The sequence below is a fragment of the Streptomyces sp. NPDC002092 genome (assembly GCF_053593775.1).
The window spans coordinates 98,610-119,318 of the sequence record NZ_JBSFDG010000007.1 but is presented as its reverse complement, the minus strand read 5'-3'; the positions used below and the strand labels follow the sequence as shown (position 1 = coordinate 119,318).

23 protein-coding genes are annotated in these 20,709 nt (G+C 71.2%); 12 read left to right on the top strand and 11 right to left on the bottom strand.

Annotation, left to right across the window (positions count from 1 at the left end):
* Positions 1-25: 25 nt before the first annotated feature.
* Complete coding sequence (locus ACWCRD_RS17755; protein WP_450966747.1) at positions 26-931, top strand: aldo/keto reductase; 906 nt, start codon at positions 26-28, stop codon at positions 929-931.
* Between the two features lie 49 nt (positions 932-980).
* On the opposite strand, the gene ACWCRD_RS17750 is transcribed toward ACWCRD_RS17755, so the two are convergent.
* A complete protein-coding gene (locus tag ACWCRD_RS17750) occupies positions 981-1,439 on the bottom strand; it encodes a pyridoxamine 5'-phosphate oxidase family protein (protein WP_450966746.1) in 459 nt (152 codons plus the stop codon).
* 48 nt (positions 1,440-1,487) lie between these two features.
* On the bottom strand, positions 1,488-2,585 hold the full coding sequence (locus ACWCRD_RS17745; RefSeq protein ID WP_450966745.1) for a sodium-dependent transporter: 1,098 nt from the start codon (positions 2,583-2,585) through the stop codon (positions 1,488-1,490).
* 290 nt (positions 2,586-2,875) lie between these two features.
* Here ACWCRD_RS17745 and ACWCRD_RS17740 point away from each other — a divergent pair, with 290 nt between their 5' ends.
* On the top strand, positions 2,876-3,268 hold the full coding sequence (locus tag ACWCRD_RS17740; protein ID WP_450966744.1) for a VOC family protein: 393 nt from the start codon (positions 2,876-2,878) through the stop codon (positions 3,266-3,268).
* A 50-nt stretch (positions 3,269-3,318) separates the two neighbouring features.
* A complete protein-coding gene (locus ACWCRD_RS17735) occupies positions 3,319-4,389 on the top strand; it encodes an adenosine deaminase (protein ID WP_450966743.1) in 1,071 nt (356 codons plus the stop codon).
* On the opposite strand, the gene ACWCRD_RS17730 is transcribed toward ACWCRD_RS17735, so the two are convergent.
* Complete coding sequence (locus tag ACWCRD_RS17730; protein WP_450966742.1) at positions 4,371-4,886, bottom strand: mycothiol transferase; 516 nt, start codon at positions 4,884-4,886, stop codon at positions 4,371-4,373. The two genes, ACWCRD_RS17735 and ACWCRD_RS17730, sit on opposite strands and share 19 nt — an antisense overlap.
* A 17-nt stretch (positions 4,887-4,903) precedes the next feature.
* Positions 4,904-5,797: a LysR substrate-binding domain-containing protein gene (locus ACWCRD_RS17725; protein ID WP_450966741.1), complete on the bottom strand. Its 894-nt coding sequence runs from the start codon at positions 5,795-5,797 to the stop codon at positions 4,904-4,906.
* Positions 5,798-5,935: 138 nt separating this feature from the next.
* Between ACWCRD_RS17725 and mgrA the strand changes: the two genes are divergently transcribed.
* A complete protein-coding gene (gene mgrA / locus ACWCRD_RS17720) occupies positions 5,936-6,928 on the top strand; it encodes an L-glyceraldehyde 3-phosphate reductase (protein WP_450966740.1) in 993 nt (330 codons plus the stop codon).
* Positions 6,929-7,160: 232 nt separating this feature from the next.
* Here mgrA and ACWCRD_RS17715 read toward each other — a convergent pair whose 3' ends face one another.
* Positions 7,161-7,562: a nuclear transport factor 2 family protein gene (locus ACWCRD_RS17715; protein ID WP_450966739.1), complete on the bottom strand. Its 402-nt coding sequence runs from the start codon at positions 7,560-7,562 to the stop codon at positions 7,161-7,163.
* Positions 7,563-7,884: 322 nt separating this feature from the next.
* Between ACWCRD_RS17715 and ACWCRD_RS17710 the strand changes: the two genes are divergently transcribed.
* From ACWCRD_RS17710 to ACWCRD_RS17695, 4 genes are read left to right on the top strand one after another with little or no spacing between them, the layout of a single operon-like run.
* Complete coding sequence (locus ACWCRD_RS17710; RefSeq protein ID WP_450966738.1) at positions 7,885-8,295, top strand: hypothetical protein; 411 nt, start codon at positions 7,885-7,887, stop codon at positions 8,293-8,295.
* Between the two features lie 59 nt (positions 8,296-8,354).
* On the top strand, positions 8,355-10,694 hold the full coding sequence (locus ACWCRD_RS17705; RefSeq protein ID WP_450966737.1) for an FHA domain-containing protein: 2,340 nt from the start codon (positions 8,355-8,357) through the stop codon (positions 10,692-10,694).
* The gene (locus ACWCRD_RS17700; RefSeq protein WP_450966736.1) at positions 10,694-11,239 is read left to right on the top strand and encodes a hypothetical protein; all 546 of its coding nucleotides are present in this window, start codon (positions 10,694-10,696) and stop codon (positions 11,237-11,239) included. Before ACWCRD_RS17705 ends, ACWCRD_RS17700 begins: the two co-directional genes overlap by 1 nt.
* Positions 11,229-12,224 (top strand): serine/threonine-protein kinase, encoded by a 996-nt coding sequence (locus ACWCRD_RS17695; protein ID WP_450966735.1) that lies wholly within the window; start codon positions 11,229-11,231, stop codon positions 12,222-12,224. Before ACWCRD_RS17700 ends, ACWCRD_RS17695 begins: the two co-directional genes overlap by 11 nt.
* A 119-nt stretch (positions 12,225-12,343) precedes the next feature.
* Here ACWCRD_RS17695 and ACWCRD_RS17690 read toward each other — a convergent pair whose 3' ends face one another.
* Both ACWCRD_RS17690 and ACWCRD_RS17685 read right to left on the bottom strand, forming a co-directional pair.
* Positions 12,344-12,760 carry a nuclear transport factor 2 family protein gene (locus tag ACWCRD_RS17690; protein WP_450966734.1) on the bottom strand — a complete coding sequence of 139 codons (417 nt, stop codon included), beginning with the start codon at positions 12,758-12,760 and terminating at the stop codon, positions 12,344-12,346.
* Positions 12,761-12,813: 53 nt separating this feature from the next.
* Entirely contained in the window at positions 12,814-14,091 is a 1,278-nt protein-coding gene (locus ACWCRD_RS17685; protein WP_450966733.1) for a streptophobe family protein, read from the bottom strand.
* Between the two features lie 161 nt (positions 14,092-14,252).
* Between ACWCRD_RS17685 and ACWCRD_RS17680 the strand changes: the two genes are divergently transcribed.
* Complete coding sequence (locus ACWCRD_RS17680) at positions 14,253-15,383, top strand: DUF6777 domain-containing protein (protein ID WP_450966732.1); 1,131 nt, start codon at positions 14,253-14,255, stop codon at positions 15,381-15,383.
* Positions 15,384-15,500: 117 nt separating this feature from the next.
* Positions 15,501-15,956, top strand: coding sequence for an ATP-binding protein (locus tag ACWCRD_RS17675; RefSeq protein WP_450966731.1), 456 nt, complete (start codon positions 15,501-15,503; stop codon positions 15,954-15,956).
* A gap of 74 nt (positions 15,957-16,030) precedes the next feature.
* Here ACWCRD_RS17675 and ACWCRD_RS17670 read toward each other — a convergent pair whose 3' ends face one another.
* On the bottom strand, positions 16,031-16,918 hold the full coding sequence (locus ACWCRD_RS17670) for an RNA polymerase sigma factor SigF (RefSeq protein ID WP_450966730.1): 888 nt from the start codon (positions 16,916-16,918) through the stop codon (positions 16,031-16,033).
* Positions 16,919-17,112: 194 nt separating this feature from the next.
* Here ACWCRD_RS17670 and ACWCRD_RS17665 point away from each other — a divergent pair, with 194 nt between their 5' ends.
* Positions 17,113-17,505: a helix-turn-helix domain-containing protein gene (locus ACWCRD_RS17665; protein ID WP_450966729.1), complete on the top strand. Its 393-nt coding sequence runs from the start codon at positions 17,113-17,115 to the stop codon at positions 17,503-17,505.
* A gap of 22 nt (positions 17,506-17,527) precedes the next feature.
* Here the strand turns inward: ACWCRD_RS17665 and ACWCRD_RS17660 are convergent, their stop codons facing one another.
* From ACWCRD_RS17660 to ACWCRD_RS17650, 3 genes are all read right to left on the bottom strand, one after another.
* A complete protein-coding gene (locus tag ACWCRD_RS17660; protein ID WP_450966728.1) occupies positions 17,528-18,130 on the bottom strand; it encodes a ClpP family protease in 603 nt (200 codons plus the stop codon).
* A 1-nt stretch (position 18,131) separates the two neighbouring features.
* On the bottom strand, positions 18,132-18,770 hold the full coding sequence (locus tag ACWCRD_RS17655) for a ClpP family protease (RefSeq protein ID WP_450966727.1): 639 nt from the start codon (positions 18,768-18,770) through the stop codon (positions 18,132-18,134).
* Between the two features lie 115 nt (positions 18,771-18,885).
* Complete coding sequence (locus ACWCRD_RS17650) at positions 18,886-20,094, bottom strand: epoxide hydrolase family protein (RefSeq protein WP_450966726.1); 1,209 nt, start codon at positions 20,092-20,094, stop codon at positions 18,886-18,888.
* Between the two features lie 123 nt (positions 20,095-20,217).
* Between ACWCRD_RS17650 and ACWCRD_RS17645 the strand changes: the two genes are divergently transcribed.
* A complete protein-coding gene (locus tag ACWCRD_RS17645) occupies positions 20,218-20,700 on the top strand; it encodes a VOC family protein (protein ID WP_450966725.1) in 483 nt (160 codons plus the stop codon).
* Positions 20,701-20,709 lie beyond the last annotated feature (9 nt).

Sequence of the window (20,709 nt, the reverse complement as noted above, 5' to 3'; positions counted from 1 at the left end):
GCCCCGCATGTGCGAGACTCCGCCGATGACCTCCCAAACGATCATCGCGGACGCTGCGGGAACGTGGAAACTCGGCGACCTGACCGTCAATCGCATCGGCTTCGGAGCGATGCGGCTGACGGGCAGCGCCGCCTTCCACCACGGGATACCCAGCGACCGCGGGCGCTCGATCGCCGTGCTGCACCAGGCGATCGAGCTCGGCGTGAACCACATCGACACCGCGGCCTTCTACTTCTCCCGGCTGCGGTCCGCCAACGAGATCATCAACAGCGCGCTGGCCCCGTACCCGGACGACCTCGTCATCACCACGAAGGTCGGCCCCTACCGCAACTACTGGGGGGAGTGGGGCAGTCCGGCCCGCCCCGACCAGCTGCGCGGTCATGTGGAGGAGAACCTGCGCCAGCTCGGCCGCGACCACCTCGACGTCGTCAACTTCCGCCGCACCGAGCAGGACTCGATCGCCGAGCACTTCGGCGCGCTGGCCGAGCTGCGCGAGGCGGGACTCATCCGGCACCTGGGCATCTCAGGCGTCGAGCCCCGGCACCTTGCCGAGGCGCAGGCCATCGCGCCGGTGGTGTGCGTGCAGAACCGGTACGGGCTCGAACGCCACGACCCCACCACCGACGAAGTCCTGCGCCTCTGCGGCGAACAGGGCATCGCCTTCGTGCCGTTCTTCGCCGTCGCCGGATCGGGCGGGGAGAGGGGCGCGAGCACCGCCTACGACGAGGAAGTGCTTGCCGTCGCCCGCGCCCACGACGCGAGCCCGAGCCAGGTCCGCATCGCCTGGACGCTGCACCAGGGGTCGCACGTCCTGGCCATCCCCGGCACCGGCAACCCCGACCATCTGGCCGAGAACGTGGCAGCAGGAGCGCTCCGCCTCACCGCCGACGAGCTGGAGCGACTCAACGCCCTGCACAGCAAGGCCGACTGAGGCCGAGGGGCTCCTCGGGGGAGCCCCTCAGCCGCTGTGCCCAGTCGTCTCAGACCGCCCACACTCCGTCCCGCATCAGATGCCGCCCGGGCAGCTCATGCCCTCCTCGCCAGGCCTGCACGCCACGCGGCCGCACCCGGAAGAAGGCGTACGACGCGCTGTCCTGGCGCGGATCCCACCCCGTCTTCGCCACGAACGCGTCGGCCGCCGCGGCCGGCACGTCCTGCCCGGTGAACGACTCCACGTCCCCGTCAAGGAGCACCACGTCCTGCGTGTCACCGAACGCCAGCCGGGTGCGCCCGCCGTCGCGCAGATTGCGTCCGGTGGGGTTGGTGACCCGGGTGGACATCCAGACCGACTCCCCGTCCCAGGCGAACCACAGCGCGACGAGGCACGGCAGCCCGCCCGTGTCGGCGGTGGCGACCCAGATGTCCCGCTCGCGCGCCAGTCGGGCCAGTACGTCCTGCTTGCGCTGCCCGACGCTGCGGGGCGGCTCGGTGATCTTCATGCCCGGGACGTTACCGACGTGTCCCGCATCGCACCTCGGGCCGCAGTCCTAAGTCCGTAGGCCTCCTTCTCCCCTGGAACCGAACCCGCGCACCACCCGCCCCGCCGCCACCTTCTGCAGCAGCCCGTATGCCAGCACGGGCAGCAGGATGTGCGGACGGTCGGGCAGCGTCGTCGTGATGAGCACGGCACTGGCGCTGCTGTTGTTCATCCCGCAGGCCAGCGTCACGGATGCGCCGGCTCTCGCATCCAGCCGCAGAGCGTGGGCGGCGACCCGCCCGAGCGCGAAGGACAGCCCGCACACGGTCGCCGCCACGGCCAGCGCGCCGGCCAGCAGCGCCGGGCGCGGATGACGCAGGAACGGCCCCAGCACGCCACTGGCGTTCACATACGTCAGCAGCAGGGAGGCCGGGAGCGCCGCGGCGACGGCGCCGCCGACGAGCCCCTCCGACGCCCGCCGGGGCAGGAGCAACCGGCACAGCAGGCCCGCGCCGCAGGGCAGCACGACCGAGGTGAGCGCGAAGGCGTGCCCGGCGGTCTGCGCCGCGTCGGCCAGCCGGCCCGCGTACTCGCCGCGCAGCAGCGGGCACAGCACCGCCAGGGTCAAGGGCACCGTCAGCGGGCTGACCAGCGTGGAGGCGAGGACCAGTCCGACAGCCGTCGGCTGGTCGCCGTCCCCCTTGGCGGTCCACACCGTCGCCCCGGCCGCCACCGGCATCGCGACGATCAGGATCATCGCGGCGACCATGCCGCTGCCGCCGTCCTGGTCGGGGGAGTGCCGCAGCGCGAACGCGACCCCGGGGACGATCAACAAGGGCGCCAGCACGTGCAGCACGAGTCCGGCGACCAGCGCGGCCGGGCGCCTCAGCAGCAGCCGCAATTCGCGCAGCGGCACCTGGAGGCCGGCGCAGAACAGCACGAGCGCCAGGAGTAACTGCGGTGTCCTCAGGGAGAGTTCAGCGAGACCGGGGATGTCGATCGGGTGCGGGTGCCGCAGCCACAGTCCGGGAGCGGGCAGCAGCGCCGCGGCCGCGTAGGACAGCACGATCGCCGCGCCGAGATGGCGTCGGAGCAGGGCGAACATGTGAGGTGGCCGGGGCGGTCGCGGCTGGTGGTCGGCGGTGGTCTTCGCGGGTCGAAGGCTCATGGCGGCGCTCTTCCGTCGTGGGGCTGGGGCGGAGAGGGAGCGCCGGTATCGCGAGGCGGCCCACCGGGGTGCTCGCGTGCGGGTGTGAGCGGGGCCCTGCGGTCATGGTGGGCTGCCCCTTTCGTGTGGTTCGGTGCGGGCGCGACAGCATGCCGCGGCCGATTGACTACAGCTATGTAGACGGTCTACTGAACTGTAGACGACCGCAGTGACAGAGGCCGACTGGCGTACCCCAGGTTTTACGTATAACCTCACCCGTCAACCACTCTCCGACCTCGCGAAAGGCCCCGATGAGACGCATCGCCCTGGTCACCCTCGTCGTCGACGACCATGACGAGGCGATCCGCTTCTACACCGAGGCCCTCGGCTTCCGGCTCGTCGAGGACACGCCCCGGCCCGACGGCTCCCGCTGGGTCGTCGTCCAGCCCGGCGCCGAGGCCGCGGGCACCGCCCTGCTGCTGGCCCGTGCCAAGGGCGAGGCGCAGCGCGCCCGGGTCGGGGACCAGACCGGCGGACGCGTCGGATTCTTCCTGCACACCGACGACTTCACCCGCGACCACGCCCGCATGCTCGCAGCCGGCGTGACCTTCCTGGAGGAGCCGCGCCACGAGCCCTACGGCTCGGTCGCCGTCTTCCAGGACCTGTACGGCAACCGCTGGGACCTGCTCCAGCCTGCCGACTGACGACCCTCCGCCCCGCCGCTTCGAACCACCGCTCAAGGAAAACCCTCGCCATGAATGCAACGCGCGTAGACGCCGAAGTGATCCGCCGCCTGCCCAAGGCCGTCCTGCACGACCACCTCGACGGCGGCCTGCGCCCCGCCACCGTGGCGGAGCTGGCGGCCGAGGTGGGCCACGCCCTGCCCACCACCGACCCGGACGAGCTGGCCGCCTGGTACGTCGAGGCCGCCGACTCCGGTGATCTGGTGCGCTACATCGCCACCTTCGAGCACACTCTCGCCGTCATGCAGACCCGCGAGGGCCTGCTGCGCGTCGCCGAGGAGTACGTCCTCGACCTGGCCGCGGACGGGGTCGTCTACGGCGAGGTGCGCTACGCCCCCGAGCTGAACACCCGTGGCGGGCTGACGATGGCCGAGGTCGTCGAGACCGTCCAGGAGGGCCTCGCCGCCGGTATGGCCAAGGCCGCTGCTGCGGGCACCCCGGTCCGCGTGGGCACCCTGCTGTGCGGCATGCGGATGTTCGACCGGGTGAGGGAGGCCGCAGATCTCGCGGTGACCTTCCGCGACGCAGGGGTCGTGGGCTTCGACATCGCCGGTGCCGAGGACGGCTTCCCGGCCGCCGACCACCTGGACGCCTTCGCGTACCTGCGCCGCGAGAGCGTGCCCTTCACCATCCATGCCGGCGAGGCGTTCGGTCTGCCCAGCATCCACCAGGCCCTGCAGGTGTGCGGCGCGCAGCGCCTGGGCCACGGCGTGCGCCTGACCGAGGACATCGTCGACGGCAAGCTGGGCCGGCTGGCGGGCTGGGTCCGGGATCGCCGGATCGCCCTGGAGATGTGCCCGACCTCCAACCTGCAGACCGGGTGCGCCACGTCGATCGCCGAGCACCCGATCACGGCCCTGAAGGACCTCGGCTTCCGCGTCACGCTGAACACCGACAACCGTCTGGTGTCGGGCACCACCATGACCCGCGAGATGTCGCTGCTGGTGGAGCAGGCGGGCTGGACGGTCGAGGACCTGCGCACGGTCACGGTCAACGCGCTGAAGAGCGCGTTCATCCCGTTCGACGAGCGCAGGGCCCTCATCGAGGACGTCGTCCTGCCGGGCTACGAAACCGCGCTCTGAAGCAGTCCCCGTACATAGGCGGCCTGTCCGATGTGCTGAAGGTCGTCGGACAGGACGCTGACCAGCCGCACGCCCAGGGTGACCGGCGGATCCCAGTTCTCGTCGACGATGCGCTCGAGATCCTTGGCGGCCAGTTCGCGCAGCACGCCGAGGGACTGCTCGTGCACGGCGTCGTAATAGCCGGTCAGCAGGTCGCCGGAGTCGACCCGCACCTTGGCCACCTTGGCGGAACTGTGCCCGTAGCCCGTGTCGCGGCGCGGGAGGTCAAGCCCGAAGCGCTTCTCCCAGTCCTGGGCGAGCCACACCTGGTCGAGCCCGAAGGCGTCGGCCACATGGTCGTCCTGGACCCGGGTGAGGTGCCAGACGAGCCAGGCGATGGAGTTGCCGGCCTTGTAGGGGCGGGCGTTGAGGTTGTCGGGGCCGAGCCCCTCGACGGCTGCGTGGACTTCTTCTTGGATGCGGTTGAACCCGTCGATGAGGATGTCCTTGGCATGCATGCATCCACCATCGCGCATTACGGCCCGTCGTGCGTGCCCTGCTCCAGAAGCGCCATCAGCGCCCGGGCCGCGGGACTGGTCGCCTGCGGCGGCGGGAGCAGCGCCACCGTCTCGTAGACCGCCTCGCCGGTGCCCTTCACCGGCAGGGCGGTGAGCGCCTCCCGCTTGTACCGGAAGTGCCGGGGCACGACCGCGATGCCGAGGTTCTCGTCGACCAGGTCCAGCAGGCTGTGCACGTCGTTCACCTCCAGCGCCACGGTGCGCCGCACGCCCGCCGCCGCGAAGGCCGTGTCGGTGGTGCGGCGCGGCCCCCAGTCCGGGTGGAAGTCCACGAACACCTCCCCGCCGAGCTCTTCCGGCGTGACCGCCGCGCCGCCTGTCGCCAGCCGGTGGGTGGGATGGCACAGCACCGTCATCGGCTCACCGGTCAGCGACACCGAGCGCAGCTGGTCGGTGTCCGCCTGCGTACGGTAGGCGAACGCCAGGTCCAGGCGCCCGGCCGCGACCTCCTCCGCCAGCGCGCCCGAGCCGGCCTGCCGCAGCCGTATCTCCACATCCGGATGGAGCCGCCGGAACGCGGCGAGCAGCCCCGCCACATGCACCCCCGCGATGCACTGCTCGGTGCCCAGCGCGAGCGTGCCGCGCAGCACGCCCTGCACGGCGGCGACCGCCTCGTGCGCGGACCGCACCTGCGCCAGGATCCGTTCCGCCTCGCCGAGCAGCGCCCGCCCCGCCTCCGTGAGCGTGACCCTGCGGGTTGTCCGTACGAACAGCGGGGTCTGCAACTCCCGCTCCAGCGCCCGGATCGAGGCCGACAGCCCCGACTGGGACACCATCAGCCGTTCCGCCGCGCGGGTGAAATGCTGGTCCTCGGCGACCGCGACAAAGTGCTGGAGATGGCGCAGTTCCATAATTGAGAAGCCTATCCGCTCAATCCCATCGCATTCTCCTGTTGGACCACTGCTCGCAGGTCGCGAAAGATATGGGGTGCCGGCCTCCCTCAACTTCCGGGAACCGGGAAACCGTGTGCCAACCCCTCTGGAGTCGCGTTGTACACCGCACACCCCGACCGTTACGCGGACCTGCCCTACCGGCGCACCGGACGCAGCGGCCTGAAGCTCCCCGCGATCTCGCTCGGCCTGTGGCACAACTTCGGTCCCGACCGTCCGGTCGAGACCCAGCGGGCCATCCTGCGCCGCGCCTTCGACCTCGGCGTCACCCACTTCGACCTGGCCAACAACTACGGCCCGCCGCCCGGCGCGGCCGAGTCCGCGCTCGGTGAGTTCCTGAAGGCCGACTTCGCTCCGTACCGCGACGAGCTCGTCATCTCCACCAAGGCCGGCTACCTGATGTGGCCCGGCCCGTACGGCGAGTGGGGCTCCCGCAAGTACCTGCTGTCCTCGCTCGACCAGAGCCTTGGGCGGATGGGCCTCGACTACGTCGACATCTTCTACTCGCACCGCCCCGACCCGGAGACTCCCCTGGAGGAGACGATGGGCGCCCTGCACTCGGCGGTCCAGCAGGGCAAGGCGCTCTACGTCGGCATCTCCAACTACTCGGCTGAGCAGACCCGCGAGGCTGCCCGCATCCTCGGTGAGCTGGGCACTCCGCTGCTGATCCACCAGCCGCGCTACTCGATGCTGGACCGCCGGCCCGAGGAGGAGGGCCTCCTGGACGCCCTCGACGAGCTCCAGGTCGGCTCCATCGTCTTCTCCCCGCTGGAGCAGGGCCTGCTCTCCTCCCGCTACCTCGACGGCATCCCGGAGGACTCGCGGGCGGCGAGCGACAGCCCCTTCCTCAACTCGGACGCGGTCACCTCGGACCTGGTCGGCAGGCTTCGCGCCCTCGACGAGATCGCCAAGGGCCGCGGCCAGACCCTCGCCCAGCTGGCCCTGGCCTGGGTGCTGCGCGGCGGCCGGGTGACCTCCGCGCTGGTCGGTGCCAGCAGCGCACAGCAGATGGAGGACAGCGTCGCGGCCACCCGCAATCTGGACTTCGACGGCGAAGAACTGGCCCGCATCGACGCGATCATCCAGTCCTAGGACCCTCGCCGTAGGACGCGGCCGACGTGCTGTCCGCCACGGCTCCGGCAGCGCGTCGGCTGCTCGCCCCGGCGCTGTGCGCCTCGTGCACGGCGACCGGGGCGGCCTGACGCACCCGCTGCGCCGGCGCATGCGGCTGGCAGCCCGCGCCGGCGCCTTCAACAATGCCTTCTTCAGGAGCTGAGCCGCTCCCCAGGCGCACGGTCACCCGGTCGCCGTCGCCCGATGCAGCTCACGCCCCGGCGGGAACCCGGTCCAGGAAACCGAGCACCGAGCGGATACGGCCGTCCTCGTCCAGCGTGATCACGTCGAAGCCGGCCACCGGTGCCGAGCCGTCGGCCTCGCTGACCAGCTCCCAGGAGAAACGCGCCGTGTTGTGGTGGCCGTCCACAGCGCCGGTCAGCCGGAAGGCGAAGCCCGGGAACTGCCCGTGCGCCGCGGTGATCAGGGCCGCGATCTCCTCGTGGCCGCTGACGGCGGCTGGGGGTCCCCCCTCTGGGGGAGGGTCGGTGTAGCTGCCGTCCGTCGCCCAGGCAGCGGCGACCGCCTTCGCCATTGCCTCCGGTTCGCCCGCGTTCCAGGCCTCGAAGCAGCGGGCGACGGCGTTCTCGTGACGGTCGGTGTTCGCGAACATGGGAAATCAGCCCCCATCGAGGTTGTAGCTGCTGGTCGGGACCCGGATTCGCGTTGCGGCGACCCGGTACGACCACCATGCCCGGCCCACGCGGGACCGTCGATTACCCCACGGGTAATGGAGCATTCGCAGGGTTTCGGCCAACTACCCCTGTGAATATGCCAGGAGACTGGCCGGAAAGTCGTGGTGACAGTGGTTCAGTAGTGAACATACTCGACAGTCAAGGGACTTCACGGCGAGCGAAGACGCCATCACGGACAGCACATGAGCCGCACCGAAAGCGAGGCCGGCCGACAGGCGAGCGAGCAGCGGGGGAGCGAACGTGCACGACGAGTTCTTATGCCATGTCACCGCTTACGGGACCTGCGGAGGCGAGCGTATCGGTGTGCCTTTAGGCACGTACCGGGCTCCCACGCTGGCCCTCGCCCTGTGGTGGCTGCGCGACCGGGCCAACTGGATCGCCGACCGTCTCGATCCCCGGCCGGAGGCGGAGCACTTCCCGCCGAGCTCGCTCGTCCCCGTCGCCGACACCGTGCCCGACGTACCGGCCGTACTGCGCTCATGGTGCGCCAATATCGCCCAACAGGAGCTGGTCGCCGACGAGTTGGCCGCGGGGCACCTGGTGCGGATCGCGACCAGTGACGAGACCACCGAGTACGAGTTGCTGGCCGAGTCCGTCGACGCCCTGCGGATGCAGCGAACCATTCCGGCGCTCGTCCTGCCCGTCGGCTGAGCGCCTGCGGTACCTGGCACGCCGGGCGCAGATGTGAACGAATCGGTAGAATTCTCGTCATGGCAGAGCGGCCGATGGCGCCGACTGCGCCCGAACTCGTCCTGGAGACCGAGGCGGGCTCCACGGTGATGAGCCCGGGCCGCGACTACCACGTCGGACGCGACCCGTTGAGCGACATCGTCATCGACGACGCACGGGTCTCCTGGCACCACGCGGTGCTGCGCCCCGACGCCGACCACTGGACGATCGAGGACGAGAACAGCACCAACGGCACCTTCGCCGACGGCCGCCGCATCCACGAGCGGGGCGTGGGCCCCGGCAGCGTCATCCGCTTCGGCAACCCCTCCGACGGCCCGTGCGCCGTTCTCGTCAGCCCCCCGACACCGGTCCCCGAGCGCCCCTCCGCGGTGTCGATGCCCGGCCTGACCGGCACCTTCCGCCGGCCCACCACCGTACGGCCGCTGCCCGCCCGCACTGTTCGCATCGGCCGCGCCGCCGACAACGACCTGGTCGTCGACGACCTCGTGATCTCCCGGCACCACGCCGAACTGCGTGCCCTGCCCGACGGCAGCTACGAGATCGCCGACCTCGGCAGCCACAACGGCACCTTCCTCAACGGCTCGCCCGTGACCACCGCCACCATCGGTCCCGGCGACATCGTCGGCATCGGCCACTCCGCGTTCTGCCTCGTCGGCGACCAACTGCAGGAGTACGTCGACACCGGCGAGATCTCCCTCGACGTGCAGAACCTCACCGTCGCCGTCGACCGCGGCCGCAAGACCCTGCTCGACCATGTGTCGTTCCCGGTGGGGGAGAAGTGCCTGCTCGCGGTCGTCGGCCCGAGCGGCGCCGGCAAGTCCACACTGCTCAACGCCCTCACCGGGCAGCGGCCCGCCGACCACGGCACCGTGCTCTACGACGGGCGCGATCTCTACCGCGACTACGCCGAGCTGCGCCAGCGCATCGGCCTGGTCCCGCAGGACGACATCCTGCACGCGCAGCTCACCGTCCGCAGCGCCCTGTCCTACGCCGCCGAGCTGCGCTTCCCGCAGGACACCGCGAAGGCCGAGCGCCGGGCCCGGGTCGACGAGGTCATCCGCGAACTGGGCCTCGAGCAGCGCGCCGACCAGCCGGTGCACAGCCTCTCGGGCGGGCAGCGCAAGCGGGTCAGCGTGGCCCTGGAGCTGCTGACCAAGCCGTCACTGCTCTTTCTCGACGAACCGACCTCCGGCCTGGACCCCGGAATGGACCGCTCGGTGATGCACATGCTGCGCGGCCTCGCCGACGACGGCCGTACCGTCATCGTCGTCACCCACAGCGTGCTCAGCCTCGACGTGTGCGACCGGCTCCTGGTGCTCGCCCCCGGCGGCAGGATCGCCTACTACGGCCAGCCGGAGGACGCCCTCGCCTTCTTCGGCTTCGAGCAGTGGCCGGAGGCCTTCGAGGCCTTCGAACACGACGACCGTGACTGGGCCGGCGACTACCGCTTCTCGCCCTTCCACCGGCACTACATCACCGAAGCCACCGCCCAGCCCCGAGTACCCCGCTCGGGCCCCGTCGTGATCACCCCGCCCGCCCGGCCCCGCAGCCGCGGCGCCCAGCTCGGCACGCTGGTGCGCCGCTACACCGCCGCGCTCGGCGCCGACCGCACCTTCCTCGCCATCATGATCGCCCTGCCCTTCGTGATGGGCGCCATGGCCCGCGCCCTGGCCGGCAGCAGGCTCACCCAGGCGACCGCGATGAACGCGCTGCTCATCCTGTGTGTCGGCGGAGTCCTCACCGGCGCGGCCAACGCGGTTCGCGAACTCGTCAAAGAACGCACCATCTACCGGCGCGAGCGGGCCGTGGGCCTGTCCAGATCGGCGTACCTGATGTCGAAGGTCGTCGTCCTGGGCACGATCACCGTCCTGCAGGCCGTGGTGCTCACCCTCGTGGCCCTCCTGGGCGTCGACCTCAACGCGCCCGGCGGCGAAGGCGTGTTGATGCCGCCCCTTGTCGAAATCACCATCGCCGTCGCCCTGCTGGCGTTCACGGCGATGACGCTCGGCCTGCTGGTGTCGGCGCTGGTGCGCAAGGAGGAGGTGACGATGCCGCTGCTGGTGCTGCTCGCCATCGTCCAGGTCGTCTTCTGCGGCGCCCTCCTGAAGCTCCATGGAGTGCCGGGCCTGGAGCAGCTGTCCTGGCTGGTCCCCTCCCGGTGGGCGCTCGGCGCGATGGCGGGCACCGTAGGCCTGGCGCGGATCGTGCCCGGCGATCTGACCGGCGACCCGCTGTTCAAGCACTCGGCCGGCGTGTGGCTGCTGAACATCGCCATGCTGGTGGTGCTCTCCGCGGTGTTCTGCTTCGCCGTCTCCCGGCTGCTGCGCCGCCACGAACCCGCCGTGATGCGGAAGTCGTGATGGCGACCCCCGGCTTCCGGCCCACGCACGTCGTCCCCCAGCACGGCATGCCCGCCTGGGAGAACCCCGACCCGGCCCGCCCCACCGTGCCCCTCGACCCGCTGCTGCCGGTCCAGCTCGTCGAGCGGCGCGGCGACTGGGGGCATGTGCTGTGCGCCAACGGCTGGTCCGCCTGGGTCGACGGCCGCTGCCTGGTCGCCGTACCCCAGGACCCGCCCGCCGCCGACGGCCCCCAGGCCCGCACCGCCGACCCGCGCCCGCTGCTCGCCCGTGCCGAACAGAACCTGGCGCGCTACCGCAGCGCGGTCGAGGAACTGGCCCGCGGCGGCCTCGACGGCGAGGCCTTCCGCGGTCGTACGCAGGGGCTGCGCATCGGGATCGTCGTCGACGGCGAGTCCGTGTGGCTGTACGACACCGAGCAGGGGCGGTGGGTGTACGGCGACGGGAAGCACCTGAGCACGTACGCCACCGACGACGGACCCCGCGCCGCCCCGGCCGGCCCCGGCCACGCCCCCACGCAGGTCGTGACCCCCGATGGCCCGTGACACGAGCCTGTTCTCGGGCCGGCCCTCCGAACTGATCGGCCGGCAGGTCGCCGGCTACCGCATCGAGCGCGAGATCGGCCGCGGCGGCATGGCCGTCGTCTACCGCGCCCGCGACCTGCGCCTGGACCGCACGGTCGCCCTCAAACTGCTCGCCCCCGAACTCGCCCGCAACGACACCTTCCGGCTGCGCTTCACCCACGAGTCCCGGGCGGCCGCCGCGATCGACCACCCGCACATCGTGCCGGTCTACGAGGCCGGCGAGACGGACGGCCTCCTGTACATCGCCATGCGCTACGTCGAAGGCAGCGACCTGCGTCATCTCCTCGACCGGCGGGGCCCGCTCGCGCCCGTGCCCGCGCTGCGCATCGCCGCGCAGGTCGCCTCCGCGCTGGATGCCGCCCACGACTACGGTCTTGTGCACCGGGACGTGAAACCCGGGAACATCCTGGTCGCCCGCGGCACCGACAGCGACCACCCCGAGCACGCCTACCTCACCGACTTCGGCCTGACGAAGAAGTCGCTGTCCCTGACCGGTTTCACGACCGTCGGCCAGTTCGTGGGCACCCTCGACTACGTGGCCCCCGAACAGATCTCCGGCCGGCCGGTCGACGGGCGCTGCGACGTCTACGGGTTCGCCTGCGTCGTGTTCGAGTGCCTGGCGGGACGGCCGCCCTTCCGGCGCGAGGACGACATGGCCCTGCTGTGGGCCCACCAGTACGACCAGCCGCCGCCGCTGACGGAGTTCCGCCCCGACCTCACCCCGGCCGTCGACACCGTCTTCGCTACGGCCCTCGCCAAGAGCCCGGACGACCGCCAGGACTCCTGCCTCGCGTTCGTCGCCTCCCTGCGCGGTGCGGTGACCGACACCGCGCGGGGTGCCGGCCATCCGCCGACGGAGGTGGACCTGCGGGTCGTCCGCGCGGAGCATGACGGCCCCGAGCCCCCACCGCGCTGGGCCGAGCCGGTCTTCCGCGGCCGGAGCTAGCCGCTCTGCGAGACGTGCCGCGATTGGCCGTCGATCGCCTGCGGGCCGGTTGTGGCTGGTCGCGCCCACGCGGCGGAGCCGCACATCAATACAGCCCCGCGCCCCTTCGGGGCACGTCGTCAGTTCCCCTGGCCGAGCCCGCCGAGCGGTACACGGCGTGCCACGACCTTGCGCCGGCTGATGCGCCAGCCCGCCTCCACGCGCACCACGACGTCCTCGTACGTCACGGACCCGCACGAGCCGTCCGTCATGATCCCCAGCCCCTTGGAGCGGGCACGGAGCCGGCCGTCGGCCGCCTCCTCGATCACCACGTTGGTCACGTGATGGGCCACCGGGTTCTTCGCGCCCAGCGCCAGCGCGGCCTCCTTGAAGGCAGTGAGGCCTGTGACCTCGCCCTGGCCGAAGTCCGACAGGTCGTAGACGACGTCCGAGGTGAACACCTCGTCACAGCGGTCCAGTTCCCCGCCGTCGACCAGATGGCCGTGCAGGGCGATCAACTCGGTGACGGCCAGACGGTCTTCGAGAGCCAACGCCATGGCGTTCCCTCCCTCTCGGCACCTCGACTGACCGGACACTGCCACGGACGGCATCATGTCTCCCACTCCTTTTCGGCCTTCCCACGCCGTCGCACCGGCCGCGCCAGCAGCGCGCCGAGGAAACCGGTCACCAGCCCCCACAGCACGGCCAGGCCCAGCGCGGTCCACACCTTCGGCTTCAGGAACAGATCCCCGGACAGACCCCCGCCCAGGTCACCGACGCCGAGCAGAGACAGCCCGTAGTGCGCGTCGATCCGGCCCACCAGACAGATCATGAGTACCGTCAGCGCGAGGGCCACGGCCATGTGCAGGGCGTGCTGCCAGGCCCGCATCCGGGCCGGGGAGCGTGCCGCCAGCACGAACGCGGCGGCCAGCAGCAGCACCGCGTCGACGGCCACCAGCCACCACACCCGCCCGTCGTGATCGGCGAGCGTACGGAGGTTGAGCGTGGAGACCTCCTTGGTGCGCAGGACCTCGTCGAGCACATGCGGCATGGGCAGCCCGAACGGCCCCTGCACCCGCCCCGTCCAGGTGGCACCGAGACCGAGCGTGAGCGCCAGCCAGACCAGGTTCGGCAGACCCAGCAGGATCACCGCCAGGCTCTCCGCCCAGTGGCCGCGGGTCACCGCGACGACCAGCGTGACGACGACGCCCAGGACGACATACGCCAGCAGCAGCACGACCATGGCGTACGCGGCCGGGCGCACCGACTCCTGGAAGCGCAGCAACCGCCCCGGCAGCGGCGCGCCGCGCGAGACCAGCAGCGCCAGCACCAGCACACCCGCCAGCCACAGCACACCGAAGAGCAGGGTCAGCGGCACATCCGTCCTGAAGCCCACCTTCGGTGCGAGGCCGAACAGGTCGCCGATGTCGCCGAGGGTCCCGTTGCCGAGGTCGACCGCGAAGGTCTGGCGGGCGCCCAGGGCCAGGCCCAGCAGGGCCAGCAGCCACACCACGGCAATCCGCGCGGCCCACCCCGCCAGCTCCGGGGCGCCGGCGACCGCCCGGTGCCGCAGTGGGCGCAGGAAACCCGCCGCGAGGACGAGCGCCCCGGCCAGCGTCACCGACAGCGGGATCACCGTCAGGCCGGCCGCGGACCGGGCCAGCGCGCCGGCGTTCCCCGACAGTTCGATCGTGCCGCCGACAGCCGTCACCACCGTCGCCGCGACCACCCGGGGGAACGCGCCGTCCGGGAGATCCGCCGCCCCGGCCGCCCACAACCCCAGGCCGGCCACGATGCCCATGACGATCAGCGCGGCCAGCACCCCGGCCACGGCCTGCACCCAGCCATGGCGGGCGACGGCCAGGTCGGAGGGGGTTCGCGGGCTCACCCTCGCCACGCTAAGCAGCGCCCGCCCGCCCCGCCCGCCGGGAGGGCCGTCCGCGTCGGCTTGCGAGCGCCACAGCACCGGAGCACACAATGGAAGCGGCAGGTAAGAAAGCGGCTCAAGTCGGGGCAGGCCGCAGGAAACCGCATCGGGAAGAGGAACTCGTGAGCCTCGAACCGCCGTCCTCCGGACGCCCCACAGGCCCCCCTTCCGGCCCGCTCTCGGGCCCCTCCCAGCCGCCCTCGGGCCCACCCTCGCAGCCACCGGGCAGCGGCGGCGGCACACCTTCACCGCCGCCCCGCCGGCCCTGGTGGAGGTCCGCACCCCGTGTCGCCGTGCTGACCACCGTGGTGGTCGCCGCCGTCGTCCTCGCCGTCGTCTTCAGCCGGTCCGGCGGCGGCTCGGGCAAGGGCGGAGAGGTCTTCCTGCAGGCCGCGGGCAAGACCGGCCCCGAGCCGTTCACGCAGTCGACGGCGACGGACAGCTCCGCCCCGGCCGTCCCCGCCTCTCCGGCCACCGGATCGGCCCCGGCGAACGCGGTACGGGCCGTGGGCGGCGCGGCGCCCGGACTGTACGGCGGCACCCGCAACGTCTCCAGCTGCGACGTGGAGCGCCAGATCAAGGCCCTCCAGGCGGCCCCGCCGAAGAACACCGCGTTCGCCTCGGTCGCCGGCGTCACCCCCTCCCGGGTCCCCGCCTACCTCCGTGCGCTCACGCCCGTACAGCTGCGCATGGACACCCGCGTCACCAACCACGGCTACCGCGACGGCGCCGCCACCAGCTACCAGGCCGTCCTGCAGGCGGGCACGGCCGTCCTCGTCGACGGCCACGGCGTGCCGCGCGTGCGCTGCGCCTGCGGCAACCCGCTGACGCCGCCCGTCGCCCAGCAGACCACCCCGAAGCAGACCGGTGACAGCTGGCCGTCGTACCGCCCCTCGAACGTCGTCGTGGTCACCCCCGCACCGCAGATCATCGACATCTTCGTCATCTACGACCCCGACCACGGTGAATGGATCTCCCGGCACCGGGGCGACACCGGCCACCACGACCACCGGACCCAGCCACCGGCCAAGCCCACCCCGTCGGTGAGCGCGTCCACGCCGACGGCACCCTCGTCGCCGCCGTCCACGTGCGTCTCCATGCCCGGCAAGCCGAGCCCCTGCCCGTCGACGTCGACCTCACCTTCTGTCCCGTCGCCGAGCTCCGAATCACCCTCCACCGAGCCCGGGACCACCGAACCGCCGTCACCTGGGGACACCGGCACGTACAGTGCTCCAGGGCCGAGCACCACATGACCGGCGTTCCACGTGTCAGGGGACACATCAGCCCGGACGGGGACTGCGGGGCGCGGCTCGGGGTAGCAGGACTGATGCAGCAGCGTCCGGCCAGGCCGGCTTCCGAGAGAGACATGCATGATCGAGCACGTGGGCGGGGCAGTGATACCGACTGGTTTCGACGTGCCCGTGGAACCGCTACGGCGGGCGGCGCACTACACCGGCGAACCGGGATGCATCGCTGAGGCCCGGTCCTTCGCCGCGCACTTCGTGGGCCGACTCCGCACCGAGTGGTGCGCCAAGATCGACGCCCGTGTCGAGGACGAGGTGATGCTGGTCGTGAGCGAACTGGTCACCAACGCGGACCGGCACAGCAACGGACCGTACATCCTGGAGCTCGAAGGCACCGACACCTCGATCACGGTGTGCGTCTACGACAGCAGCGCGGCCCTGCCGCGCCGCTTCCCGCGCGATCCCGAGCGCGTCGGCCGGCACGGCCTGGAGATAGTCCATGTCCTGGCGAGGCAGGTCACCGTGGAGCGGGTGCCGGTCGGCAAGCGGGTGTCGGCCGTCGTCAGCCTGACCAGCGCATGAGCCTGACCAGTGCGTGACCGCCGCGGCCGCCGATACCGGCGGCCGCGGCGGTCACGGATGCGACCGGCAGCCCCTCATGCGCAGCCGAGTTCGCCCAGCATTCCTTCGCGCAGCTGCGCGATGATCCGCTTGATCAGTCGGGACACATGCATCTGCGAGCAGCCGAGCCGTTCGCCGATCTCCGCCTGAGTGGCCTCCTCCACGAACCTCATGTGGATGATCTGCCGGTCCCGCTCGCCGAGTTCCGCCATCAGCGGGGCCAGCGACTGGAAGTCCTCGACGAGCCGCAGCCCGTCCTCCTCCACTCCGATGAAGTCGGCGAGCACCGCCTCACCGCCCTCCGGCCCGTCGCCGGTGAGCGCCGCGTCCAGGGAGGAGGAGTTGTAGCCGTTGGCCGCGATCTGCGCCTCGATCACCTCGTTCTCGGGGATGTTCATCAAGGTGGCGAGCTCGGGAACCGTCGGCTCCCGGTCCAGCCGGCTGGCGAGTTCCTCGCGTGCCTTGGCCAGCTCGACACGCAGCTCCTGCAGCCTGCGCGGCACATGCACCGCCCAGGTGGTGTCACGGAAGAAACGCTTGATCTCGCCGACGATGTACGGCAGCGCGAACGAGGTGAACTCGACCTCACGGGACAGCTCGAACCGGTCGATCGCCTTGATCAGGCCGATCATCCCGGTCTGGACGATGTCCTCCATGTCGTCGCCGCGTCCCCGGAACCGCCCGGCTGCGAACCGCACCAGCGAGATGTTCATCTCGATGAGCGTGTTGCGTGCGTACTGGAATTCGTGCGTACCCTCCTCGAGCTCCGCGAGGCGCTGGAAGAACTGACGAGAAAGCTCCCGCGCGTCACGCGGGGCCACGGCGCGCGGCTCCGCGATCCCCGGCAGTGGTCCATCACCCGTGCTGGTCCCGGCGGTCTTCGCGACGACCTGTGCCTCCGACCCTTCCACGGCGGTGTCCATTCCCTCTCCCACGAAGTCACGGTTCGACGTCGTCTACGTCGTGCCCTTCTGGGGGGCGCGTACCCGCTCTGCGCCAGGACATGCCCGTGAGCGGGACCGAATACAGATCGTCACCGCAGACTCCCCTTGGTGATTCCACCCAGAGCGGAACGCCGGTCTCTTCCCATCGAGGCGAGGGAATCTAGTCTGAAGCCGTGAGCAGCCAAGCGCCGAACGAAGCCGATGTCATTCCGCTGCGCCGCCCGCAGGGCGAGCGGCCCGCCACCTCGCCTGCGCCGCCCAGGGAGCCGCTGTGGCGGGACCTCGTCGGCGACGTCCTGCGGCGTGAACGCCTCGCCCAGGAGCGCACCCTGAAGGACGTGGCCGATCAGGCCCGGATCTCCATGCCGTACCTCTCCGAGGTGGAGCGCGGCCGCAAGGAGGCCTCCTCCGAGGTCCTCGCGGCCGCCGCCCACGCCCTCGGACTGGGCCTCGGCGACCTGCTGTCGCGGGCGCAGGGCGAACTCGTCCGGATCGCCGGCCGGCAGCCCGACCGGAGCCGCCGGACGTCCACTTCGCCGTACAACGGACTCTGCCTGGCCGCCTGACGGACGCTTGCGGGCCGGTGCCTCAGACCGTGGCGGGGCGCCGGCTCAGCACCTCGTCGGCCAGCCCGTAGGCCACCGCGTCCTCGGCGGTGAACACCTTGTCGCGGTCCATGTCCGCGCGCAGCGTCGCGATGTCGTGCCCGGTGTGCCGGGCCAGCACCTGCTCCACCTGGGAGCGGATCCGGACCATTTCCTTGGCCTGGAGCGTGAGGTCGGAGATCATGCCCCGGCTGCCACCGGCGGCGGGCTGACCGAGCAGCACCCGCGCGTGCTCCAGCACGATCCGCCGCCCAGGGTCCCCGGCGGCCAGCAGTACGGCCGCCGTGGAAGCCGCCTGGCCGACGCATACCGTCGAGATCGGCGCCTGCACGAAGGTCATCGTGTCGTAGATCGCCATCAGCGAAGTGAACGAGCCGCCGGGCGAGTTGATGTACACCGCGATCTCGTTCTCCGGCGCCGACGACTCCAGATGGAGCAGTTGCGCGATGACGACGTTGGCCACCCCGTCGTCGATCTCGGTGCCGAGGAAGATGATCCGCTCCGACAGCAGCCGGCTGAACACGTCGGAGGAGCGCTCGCCGTGCGCCGTGCGCTCGACGACGTACGGAATCGTGTAGTTGCCCATGTCACAGCCCCATCCGTCGCTTCGAGGCGGCCGGGCGGACATCCGCGAGGGACTCCAGGACCCGGTCCACCATGCCGTACTCCCTGGCCTCCTCGGCCGTGAACCAGCGGTCCCGGTCGCCGTCCCGGGCGATGGTCTCGGCGCTCTGGCCCGTGTTCTCGGCGATGAGCCGTTCCATGGTCCGCTTGGTGTGCTCCAGGTTCTCCGCCTGGATCTCGATGTCGGCGGTGGTGCCGCCGATGCCCGCCGACCCCTGGTGCATCATGATCCGCGCGTTGGGCAGGGCGTACCGCTTGCCGGGTGTGCCGCCGCACAGCAGGAACTGGCCCATGCTGGCCGCGAAGCCCATGGCGAGCGTCGAGACGTCGTTGGGGATCAGCCGCATCGTGTCGTAGATCGCGAGGCCCGCGTGCACGGAGCCGCCCGGGCTGTTGATGTACAGGCTGATGTCGGTGCGCGGGTCCTCCGCGGACAGCAGGAGCAGCTGCGCGCAGACCCGGTTCGCGGAGACCTCGTCGACCTGGGTGCCGAGGAACACGATGCGCTGGCCGAGGAGTTGGGACGCGAGATGGTCGTCGAGCCGGCTGGGCGGGGTGTCGCCCTCCTCGGCGCGAGGCGTGAGCGTGGTGAGTGGAGTCATGGTCTTTGGTTCCTCCCGTCGAGCGGTGATGCCGTCGACTCCACTCTTGGCCCTGCCCCGGCCCCGCATGCGATTTCTCTGCCCGTGGCAGATTCGCCACGGGCAGAGCCCGCTCTCAGCCCTTCTCGCGCAGCTGCCGGAAGAACGCCCGCACGTCCTCGACCAGCAGGTCTGGTTCCTCCATCGCGGCAAAGTGGCCACCCCGGTCGAACTCCGTCCAGCGCACGATGTTCTCCGTGCGCTCCGCCTTGTGGCGCAGCGGGATCTGGAGCTCGGCGGGGAAGAGCGCGAGCGCGGTCGGTGCGGCCGACGGCTCGTCCGGCAGGGCGACACGACCCGTGGCGTGGGCGCGCTCGTAGTAGATGCGGGCGGCGGAACCGGCGGTCCCGGTCAGCCAGTACAGCATCACGTTGGTGAGCATCCGGTCCCGGTCCACGGCCTCCTCGGGCAGCAGCGCCGAGTCCGTCCACTCCCGGAACTTCTCCACGATCCAGGCGAGTTGGCCGACGGGCGAGTCGCTGAGGGCGTACGCCACGGTCTGCGGCCGGGTGGAGTGCAGGACGGCGTAGCCCGTGCCCTCGCGCGACCATTCGCTCCACCGGCGCCAGGACAGCAGCGCACGCTCCTGCTCCTCCGTACCGAGCTCGTCCAGCTCGTCCTGCGTCGGCTCGGTGGCCTGCTGAGCGCCCGGAAGCAGGTTGAGATGCACGCCGATCACCCGGTCGGGGTGTGCGCGCCCCAGCTCGCGGGAGATGGCGGCACCCCAGTCGCCGCCCTGCGCGCCGAACTGCTCGTAGCCGAGCTGTCGCATCAGCTCGGCCCACGCGTCGGCGACCCGGCCCGCCTCCCAGCCGGTGTCGGCGGCAGGCCCGGACAGCCCGAACCCGGGGATGCTCGGTACGACGACGTGGAACGCGTCGGCAGGATCGCCGCCGTGCGCGGCGGGGTCGGCGAGCGGCCCGACCACGTCCAGGAACTCGACGATCGACCCGGGCCAACCATGCGTGATGATCAGCGGTGTGGCGTCCGGCTCGGGGGAGCGGACATGGGCGAAGTGGACGGTCGATCCGTCGATCGTCGTGGTGAACTGCGGCCACTGGTTGAGCTGCGCCTCGGCGGCTCGCCAGTCGTAGGAGGTGCGCCAGTGGTGGTGGAGCTCGCGCAGGTAGTCCGCCGGCACGCCGTAGGCCCACCCGGTGCCGGGCAGCTCGTCCGGCCAGCGGGTGCGGTCCAGACGTGCGTGGAGGTCGTCGAGGTCGCTCTGCGGGATGTCGAGGCGGAAGGGACGGATGCTGTCCGCGGTCTGTGCGGGCGAAGACGTCATGGCCGCGAGCCTAGTTCCGGACACGGATGCGGCCACCCGGATTAACCGGCCGCCCGACCGATGAGTTCCGCGGCGAGGATCAGTCGGTACAGGTGACCGCGTTCCACGCCCCAGGAGGTGCTCATGACCACCGACGGATTCACCACGTGTCTCTGGTTCGACGGCCAGGCGGAGGAGGCCGCGCACTACTACGTGTCGATCTTCAAGAACTCCAGCATCGGCCGGGTCGGCCGCAACGTCGAGGGAGGCGCGGGCCCCGCCGGCTCCGTGCTGGCGGTGGAGTTCACGGCCAACGGCCAGAAGTTCGTCGCGCTCAACGGCGGCCCGCAGTTCAAGTTCAACGAGGCGGTCTCCTTCCAGATCTTCTGCAGGGACCAGGAGGAGATCGACTACTACTGGACCAAGCTCACCGAGGGCGGCGGCGAGCCCGGCCCCTGCGGCTGGCTCAAGGACAGGTACGGCCTGTCCTGGCAGGTCGTGCCCGACGGGCTCATCGACATGATCAGCGATGCCGACCAGGAGAAGGCGTCCCGCACGACCAAGGCGTTCATGGCGATGGGCAAGTTCGACATCGCGGCCCTGGAGAAGGCGTACGCGGGCGAGTGACGGCCGCTT